The organism is Bacillus sp. FSL L8-0099 (assembly GCF_038006385.1).
Taxonomy (GTDB): domain Bacteria; phylum Bacillota; class Bacilli; order Bacillales; family Bacillaceae_G; genus Bacillus_A; species Bacillus_A toyonensis.
This window is the reverse complement of record NZ_JBBOVC010000001.1, coordinates 2414736-2423776: the sequence shown is the minus strand read 5'-3', so window position 1 is coordinate 2423776 and position 9041 is coordinate 2414736. Positions and strand designations below refer to the sequence as shown.

At 33.3% G+C, this 9041-nt stretch carries 4 protein-coding genes; all 4 read right to left on the bottom strand.

Annotated elements, in window-relative coordinates:
• Nucleotides 1-2 precede the first annotated feature (2 nt).
• Entirely contained in the window at nucleotides 3-4559 is a 4557-nt protein-coding gene (locus MHH42_RS12365) for a non-ribosomal peptide synthetase (protein WP_097838197.1), read from the bottom strand.
• A gap of 14 nt (nucleotides 4560-4573) precedes the next feature.
• A complete protein-coding gene (locus tag MHH42_RS12360) occupies nucleotides 4574-5827 on the bottom strand; it encodes an MFS transporter (protein ID WP_000858625.1) in 1254 nt (417 codons plus the stop codon).
• Nucleotides 5828-6894: 1067 nt separating this feature from the next.
• On the bottom strand, nucleotides 6895-7512 hold the full coding sequence (locus tag MHH42_RS12355; protein ID WP_131202475.1) for an SGNH/GDSL hydrolase family protein: 618 nt from the start codon (nucleotides 7510-7512) through the stop codon (nucleotides 6895-6897).
• A 181-nt stretch (nucleotides 7513-7693) separates the two neighbouring features.
• Entirely contained in the window at nucleotides 7694-8803 is a 1110-nt protein-coding gene (locus tag MHH42_RS12350; RefSeq protein ID WP_016108412.1) for an acyltransferase family protein, read from the bottom strand.
• Between the last annotated feature and the right edge of the window lie 238 nt (nucleotides 8804-9041).

Genomic DNA, 9041 nt, shown 5'->3' with positions numbered 1-9041 from the left:
TTTTACACCCTCTTCTTTGTTAATTTAAGTAATACTTTGCTCAAGCTTTCTTCCGTAAGATCCTCTGCATCAGCAAAATCTGATACCGTAAAAGCTGACTCTGTTGTTGGTTTATTTATAAGTTGGCGAAGATGCCTCAACATACCATCTGCTATTACTTGAATTTTTAATTTAGAAAACTGTTCTCTACTATACATCCAAATAAAATGTAACTTTTCATCTTTCACCATTCCGATAACATCAATTAGATGAGATGTCTTGGAATCTGGAGCATGATCTAAAAATGTAAACCCTGCCTCTTGCATAAACAAAGATTCCTTTGAAAACACCTGATCAAATTGGCCCAAATAGTTAAAGCTTATTGAAGGCTTTTGCTGATAAAACGGAAGTATTTCTTTATTCAAGTAACGTAAAATACCATAGTCTACTCCGTGATTCGGAATTCGACGCAATTGTTCTTTGACAGCCTTTAAGCCTTCAATTGGTGTTTTAGTTCCTTGAAAATTTAGATGAACAGGATAAATACTCGTAAACCAGCCCACTGTCCGTGATAAATCAATACCTTCAATCATCTCTTCTCTCCCGTGTCCTTCTAGATGAATAGAAACCGTTTGCTGATTTGTACAATCGACGATAGCTTGTCCTAATGCCGCCAATAGTACCTCATTAATCCTTGTCTTATGAGTGACTGGAACTTCGTGTAACAATGCTTGTGTTTCTTCTACTCCTAAAGTCCTCGTCACTTGATCAATAGATTCTTCTGTTGTTTCTTGTATTGGATAGTCCATTGAAATTGTCATCGTTTCTTTTTCTACTTGTTCATTCCAATAAATCTGTACTTCTTTTGAAATACCCGAATCACTGTATGTCTGGAGTCGTTCAGACCATTCTTTAAAAGATGTACTTTTCGCAGGTAAGCGAATTCCTTGACCTTGTTTCATCTGGTTATATACCACCTGTAAATCTTCCAATAGAATTCTCCACGATACTCCATCTACTACTAAATGATGAATCACCCAGAATATTCGATCATTTCCAGTCAAGTTATCCTCAAAATAAACTACTCTCATTAACGGACCAGTAACTAAATTGAAACTAGCTTGATTAATGTTCATCTCTTCTTGTATTATTTTATTCCACTCTTTTTCATTAACTTTGTTCCGTTTTACAACATGGAGTACTGACAGCTCATCAGTTCCTTCATTTCTCTGCCTCCATGTTCCGTTTGGTAACTGCTCGTACCGAAAACGTAAAGCATCATGATGTTTGATTAAATTTAATATTGCTCCCTCTAGTAACTTCACATCCAATCTCTCTTTTACTCTTAAAAGCATTGATTGATTCCAATGCTCTGGATGTGGATGTTCTTGCTCGAAGAACCAGTACTGAATTGGAGTAAGAGGCACATCTCCTGTTACAATCCCCTGCTCCGCTTGTACTCCCTGCGTTTCTATAGCCAATTGTGCCAGCTCGGCAATAGTTGGGCATTCAAACATTTGCTTTGGAGTAAGTTTTAACCCTAATTGACTTGCTTGAGATATGATTTGAATACTGAGAATCGAGTCGCCACCAATTTCAAAGAAATTATCATAGATTCCCACCTTTTTAATACCTAATACTTGCTTCCAAATGGTAGCGAGTATCTGTTCATTACTATTCCGAGGGTCAATACATTCACTATTAATCTGCTTTTCCTCCCGCATAGGTAAGGACTCACGATCAACTTTGCCGTTAGCTGTAAGTGGAATGGCTTCCATCGTCACATATCCCGAAGGTACCATATAGCTCGGTAGTTTCGCTTTAAGATACTCTCTCCACGCACCTACATTTCCATCTCCTACAACATAAGCTACTAATCGTTTATCACCCGGTTGATCCTCTCTTACAATTACAACTGCCTCTTTTATAGATGCATATGCATTTAAAGTAGACTCAATCTCCCCAATCTCAATTCGGAAACCACGTATTTTAACCTGATGATCAATTCTTCCACGATAATCCAGATTCCCATCTGGCAAATACCTCGCTAAGTCTCCTGTCCGGTATAATCTTGATTTCGGATCACTACTAAATGGATGAGATATAAAGCGCTCTGCTGTTAATTCAGGTCTATTTAAATACCCACGTGCAAGCCCTGCCCCGCCAATATAAAGCTCACCATCTACACCTATAGGAACAGGTTGTTGATAAGCATCTAATATATACACTTCTAAATCTGGAATCCGTTTTCCGATATTACTTCTCGAAGCATGATGCACATCATCTAGAGTAATTGGATAATACGTAACATGAACTGTAGTTTCTGTAATTCCATACATGTTAATTAGCTGTGGTTCTTTATCCCCATATCTTTGGAACCACGGCAACAAGCTAATGGGGTCTAACGCTTCTCCGCCAAATATCACATAACGCAGCTGCAAGTTTTTATTCTTATCTTCGTGTTCACACACTCGTATTAATTGTCGAAATGCGGAAGGTGTCTGATTTAGAACTGTGACTTCTTCCTCCACCAATAATTGATAAAAATCTTTTGGCGATCGACTAATCCAGTACGGAACAACAACTAATTTTCCACCATATAATAATGCTCCCCAAATTTCCCATACTGAGAAATCAAATGCATAAGAATGAAAAAGCGTCCAAGTATCTTTTTCATTAAATTGATACCAACAATCCGTCGATTTAAATAACCGAATGACATTGTGATGATCTATCATAACGCCCTTTGGATTCCCTGTTGATCCCGAAGTATAGATTACGTAAGCTAGATTTTGGGAATTCACATTAGAAACCGGCAAGGTCTTACTTTCTTTCCCAATCTCTTCTTGATCACGATCCAGGCAAATCGATTCAACATTTTCTGGTAACCATTTCAATTCTTTTAAACTTTCTTGCGTTACGAATAACTGAATGCTTGCATCCTCTAAAATATATTGAAGTCGCTGCTCTGGATATGTTGGATCAAGTGGAACATAAGCCCCACCAGCCTTCAAAATCCCTAAAATACCTACAATCATTTCGAGAGAACGTTCAACACACAGTCCAACTAAAGTATCAGGTCCTATTCCCTTTTTCTGCAGATAATGAGCTAACTGATTTGCACGTTCATTAAGCTCCTTATAAGTAACTTTTTCTTTTTCATACGTAACTGCAATAGCGTTTGGATAAATCATTGCTTGTCGTTCGAACAATTCATGAAGAGTTTCCCGAGGCGGGAAATCCAGCTTAGGATTGTTGAACTCAACTAAACTTTTTCTTTTATCTTCATCAGAAATAATTTCGATTTCAGCTACCTTCTGCTTTGGGTTTTCAAAAGTGTTTTCCATTATCGCTAACATAACGTTAAAAAAGCGTTTTATCTCTTCCTTAGAAAATAGCTCCTCACGATAATCAATATGTACATGTAAAGAGTCTATATCAATTAGATTTTCAATATGCACTGCAAAATCTTGTACCTCTTCACGGTTTGCGATCCATAGTGAGTCACCACTTTCATCACGATCCCTATAATCGATCGTAGTTCCGAAAAGTCTCACATTGCTGTTATTCTCTTTATTAATCTGCTTTAATAATAAATCAAATGGATATTTCTGATGTCTTAATGATTTACTTTGTTTTCTGGACACCCTACCAATAAATGAAAGCACTTCTTCTTCTGGGTTAATATCCATTCTTAAAGGAACTGTACTCACCATCATTCCAATCAATTTTCGTTCCATTTTAGTCATACGGTTGCCGTAAGCCATTCCTAATGCAATATCAAGCGATGAAGTCCACCGATACATGGACAACGAGAAAGTAGCGACAAAAAGAGTATATAAACTAAATTTGTAATTTTCGGAAAACAATTCTATTTTTCTCTTCAAATGCTCCGATAATACAAACGTTTCGCGTGATGCTTTGGTACTAACTTGGTACGTATTATAGGGCTTCAATCCGGTCACAGATGGAAGTGTTTTAAATTCCTCTAACCAGAATTTTTGATCTTTTTGAAAGCGACTACTATTCAAGTATGTTTGTTCATTAGCCAGAAATTGAACATATGAATTTTTAATTTCGCCTTCCTCAGTCTCGTTATGCATATCATAATAATGTTTTGCAATCTGCTCAGTAAATATTTGAATTGATAAACCATCCATAATAATATGATGAACATTTCCAAAGACTGCACATTCATTATCGTTTAATTTTATTAAAGCGAAATAGTATAAATTCGAATTAAATAATGTAAACGTTTCTTTTGTTTTCTGCTCAATCCATTCCTCAAGCAAATCTGAATTCTCCACATTACTGAAATCGAAAAACTCAAATTCTTGTTCTTCATGTTTAATAAAATATTGTTTAGGTTCCTGATGCCCATTTTCTTTTAATCTAATGCACAGACCGTCATTTTCACTGATAACACGATTCACAACTTGGTTTAATTTTGAATAATTCATTTTTCGATGAAGTTTAAATAAAAATCTTAAATTACATATCCCTTTATCAGAATGAATAACTTCTGTATACCATATTCTTCGCTGCGGGTGACTTAATGGAAAACATTCCTCATTGGTCATAAAAAATCTTCCCTTCAAAAATTATTTGCTCTTATAGGTTCGTGTTTATGTTTAGCCCATAAATATTTCTGCAGTGAAACTCCAATTACTCCAATGACAACAAGCCCAATCCCACCATAAACATAGAGTTGAGTTACTCCAAACAAATGCACTAATGGGCCACTCATAGCAGGAGAAATAATTAGAACTGCGTTTGTTAAACTGCTTTGAATACCAAATACTCTTCCTACTTGATCTTGATCAGATTCTATTTGTAAAATGACTTGATTAGATACAAGCATCAGCCCACTTCCAATACCAGCGATAAAACTAATCAGATAGGCCAAAACGAAGACCGTACCGGGCGTTATCAAACCAATCCCCCCAAAACCAATTCCCATTAAAACCATGCCTCCACATACTACCCAACCATATTGAAATTGTTTTAATTTCTGAGTTAGTAATGCACCAAGTATTCCGCCAAGACCAATAATAGAAATGATATATCCCATTTTACTTTTATCATGTGGGAATAAGCTCTTAAATAAAGTCGGGAATTGTGAGTCTACTAATTGTAATACTGCCATGGCTATTGTAACGAAAATCATAGTTGATAATATTATCCGATTAGATAACACATAGCCCCACCCTTGTACCCAAGCGGCCCAAGTGCTTTGCTTTTGCTTTTCAACAAGTTCTTTGGATATAGTTTCTTTGAATTTTATTGTGGGTATCAGAACTAACGTAGCTAATAAACAACTTATAGCTCTTATAATGAGGCAGAACTCTGGCTGAAACCAACTCAGCAACATGCCCCCTATAAGTGGGCCTACTATCTTGGTACCCTGCTCTACTATTCCGTTGATACTTACTGCTTTAGTAAGCAAATCTGGGGATACAATCTGTCTTGTTAGTGTTTGTTGTGCAGGATAATAGAAAACAATAAAAATGGAACGAATCATTAATGCCACTAAGAGCCAGTGGATATTTTGTACAAATAAAAGAGCAATTGTTATTAAACCAACCATCAAATTACAGAACATCATAATTGGAATTTTTCTAAAACGATCTGCAATAACACCTGCCCATGAGCCAAAAATAATTCCAGGAAGTGCATATGCAACAGGGATCAATCCAATCATAGTAGGATCTACTTCCCATTCAAACCCAACTATAGTCATAATCGCTAACATATCAATAAAAACACCAAGCATAAGCAATGAATAGGCAGAGAAAACTTGTAAATAAACCCTATTTCCTAATAGGCCTTTTGAATCGGTAGTTTTCATAAAAGCAAGCTCCTTAAGTTACTAATATAAACGCTTTTGCGTATAAGGTACCCCTTTATTAAACTTAATTAATCATTATAAATATTTCAGCTAGAATTTAACTTCGTTAAAATCTAGACTAACCTCAAGGTTTTGTATTTTTAAAATAGTCAGATAAATTCGAGTTCACCTATTTCTTCATTTTTATATCAACTGTTACAAAATAGACCTTTACCTTACACTAATAACAGCTAAACGTTGCCTTAATATAACACTTTACAGTCGTTTACACATTCAATTCACATCCTTTTTAAAGTTGGCTTTTTTCTATCTCAAATACTATCACACAAATATTTCACCTACTATATTCATAAAGTTGAAATATTTGAATCAGAAAATTCGGATAAAAAACTAAATCCACAAATCATATCAAACAAGTATTTAGTTATATTGTCATTTTATAGATGGCTTTAGCCATAAGGATATCAAGAATTAAGTTTTTTAATTTTATTAACATAATAGTTTATAGAGACTATAAATCCTACTAAATAAAAAGGTACATATACATTAAAGTATATGTACCTTTCTCTATCCTACATATTTTCTATTCAAATTAATTCCAATAACTAAAGTTGATAATAAAAATATAATACTAACAATTACTAATGCACTCATAACAAGAATTGAATAATATAGCATTAATACTTCTGCACCTACTATCTATTTTATTTATTGGACATTTATAATTCAAAAAATTACACATTATTCACAATTAGGATACATACCCAAAATATGATTTGAACATGTTATTATATTTTAAGATAATATAAAATCAGTTTTTCTATAAGAGAACTTAATCTTTATGTAGTACGAAATTGTTAGTAATACAGTATATATTTTAATTTAGTTATAAAAACGTTTAAAGACCACCTATTTCGATAAGTAATCTTTCTTTGTGATTTTGCATTTGTGCACTACTGTAGAAATATATCGTAGATACGCTTTGTTTGCTAAATTTTTAGTTCTTTCCATTTACTAAAAAACATAGCTTCATACAATTAATATTATATTCGTTAAATTGCAAACTATTATTTTGTCTTCTGTACAGGCAAACTACTAAAAATCAATTCAGCAACTTTTACATATCCTTTTGAGTTTGGATGAATGAAATCCGTAGACCAAAGCGTATTGTCATTAACTAAATGATGATTCCAAAAGTCAACATGATGAAGCTTATACTCTCTACTCAGTGAAAGTATAACTTCATTTGCCTCTAATAATTGTTCTTTTACTACTTGTTTTTTTTCAGAAGGAAATGGAAGCCTAACAGTAAAATCTGGAAGGTTTGCTATCATAATATCAGCGCCTGTTTTACTTAATGTGTCTATCATAAATTCCATATCGTTCTTATATGCATCATGATTCCAACGTCCTTTTAAAACATCATTTGCACCTGCAATGAGACTAACCAAATCTGGATTAAAAGTTAATGCCTTTTCCAATTGCTGCGAGCGAATTTCTTCAGTTACTAACCCACGCTTTGCAAAATTAGCATATTCTATATCGTTTTCACACAGTTGAACAAAATGATCTACCCAGCTTTTTAATGCTATTCCCTCAACTTCATCCCCTATCCCCTCTGTAAAACTATCACCAATTGCTACAAATCGCTTCCACATATGTATTCCCCCTTTATTATTAACCATATCTATACTATACAATAGCTCACACCGTAATTGTTATTTCTAAGTGGTTTTCGTTTTCGTTTTCAATTATATTCCACTTTACTATATTTACATTTAGAATTCAAAATTGACCGATTCCTAAGTATACTTAGGAATCAGTCATATTCGTATATTTACTAAAGAAATAAAATCTCTCTAGGAATTATACTTTTTTCAAAAAATTTGTTGTTCTTTGTTTTGCCCAGTTGATACATTTCTTTTCGATTAAATGATACGAAACTATAGAAAAAAGTAGTGTCATTATAATGCACAAAGTGAGAAGGAAAAAAATAGGTATCTTTGTATACAAAAGTTTAAATAGTACCATCATGATTGGAAAATGACACAAATAGATACTGTATGAAATTTCTCCTAAATATACAAATACACTCTTATTTAAAAATGCTTTTATTTTTAGGTTACTCATAGCCATTATAATAAATATACTAACCCCCATTACGACACCCCAATCTTTGAATAAGAAAGTAGTATCATTACGGGAAAAACCATAAATTAAAATGGAATATAAATATAGAATAATCCCTAATGCAATAAGAAATCCTTTTTTATATTTTTTCATATTTTGATATAAGTAAATAAGTTTTTCCTGATACTTAAAAAGTAACATTCCAACCATAAACATAGATGTGAAATGCAGTGTATCGACATAACCATTATAAAATCCCTCTGCTTTCCCAATATGCAACATATTAAGGAAAACACTAATTAAAGAAAAGCTCAAAGCAATTAATATCGTTTTCTTCCAACTCAGTTTATAAAAAAGAAGGAATAACAAAGGAAATACAATCGATATACGCATTTCTTGAGCCAATGACCAAATAACTGGATTGTAATTTTCCGTAAAAAAGTTATTAAGAAGCACAATGTGGTTTATAATATCTATTTTTGTTATAGACCCTTGCCACCTATCATAGAACCAATCCCGTAGTCCTGCCACCTCATACGGTGAAAACAAAATAAATAACGCAAAGGTAATGATTATCCAAAAATAGTAAGGAATATAAATTCTTACAAATCGCTTAATTAAATATCCCCAATAATTTGTTTTTGAATGATAAAGTGCCATAGATAACACAAAACCACTCAGTACATAAAAAACGATTACCGCTTCTCCACCCGCCCATAAAAACCTAAGCGGGGAAAATTTAATAGAATTAGGCAACGATGGTAGCATTAAACAAAAATGTCCAAATACCACTGTAAGTGCCGCTAACCCTCGTATGGAATCTAATTCTTTTATTCTCTTACTCATAAAATATTCTCCTTGTAAATTGTAAATTTTGCTGTTAATAAAGGCCACTATACTAGTGTAGTGGGAGAATCGTACATATTCTTTCTTTAAATCTCTAATATAAGCAGTACAAACTCAATCTATGCATCTATTTTCTAGCCTCCATTTCTTTATATAATTAATTTAAAACAAAATATTTAATAGAAAGAAAAGATGTTATTAAATTTTTATAAAATTTAATAACAGAAATAAGTACCAG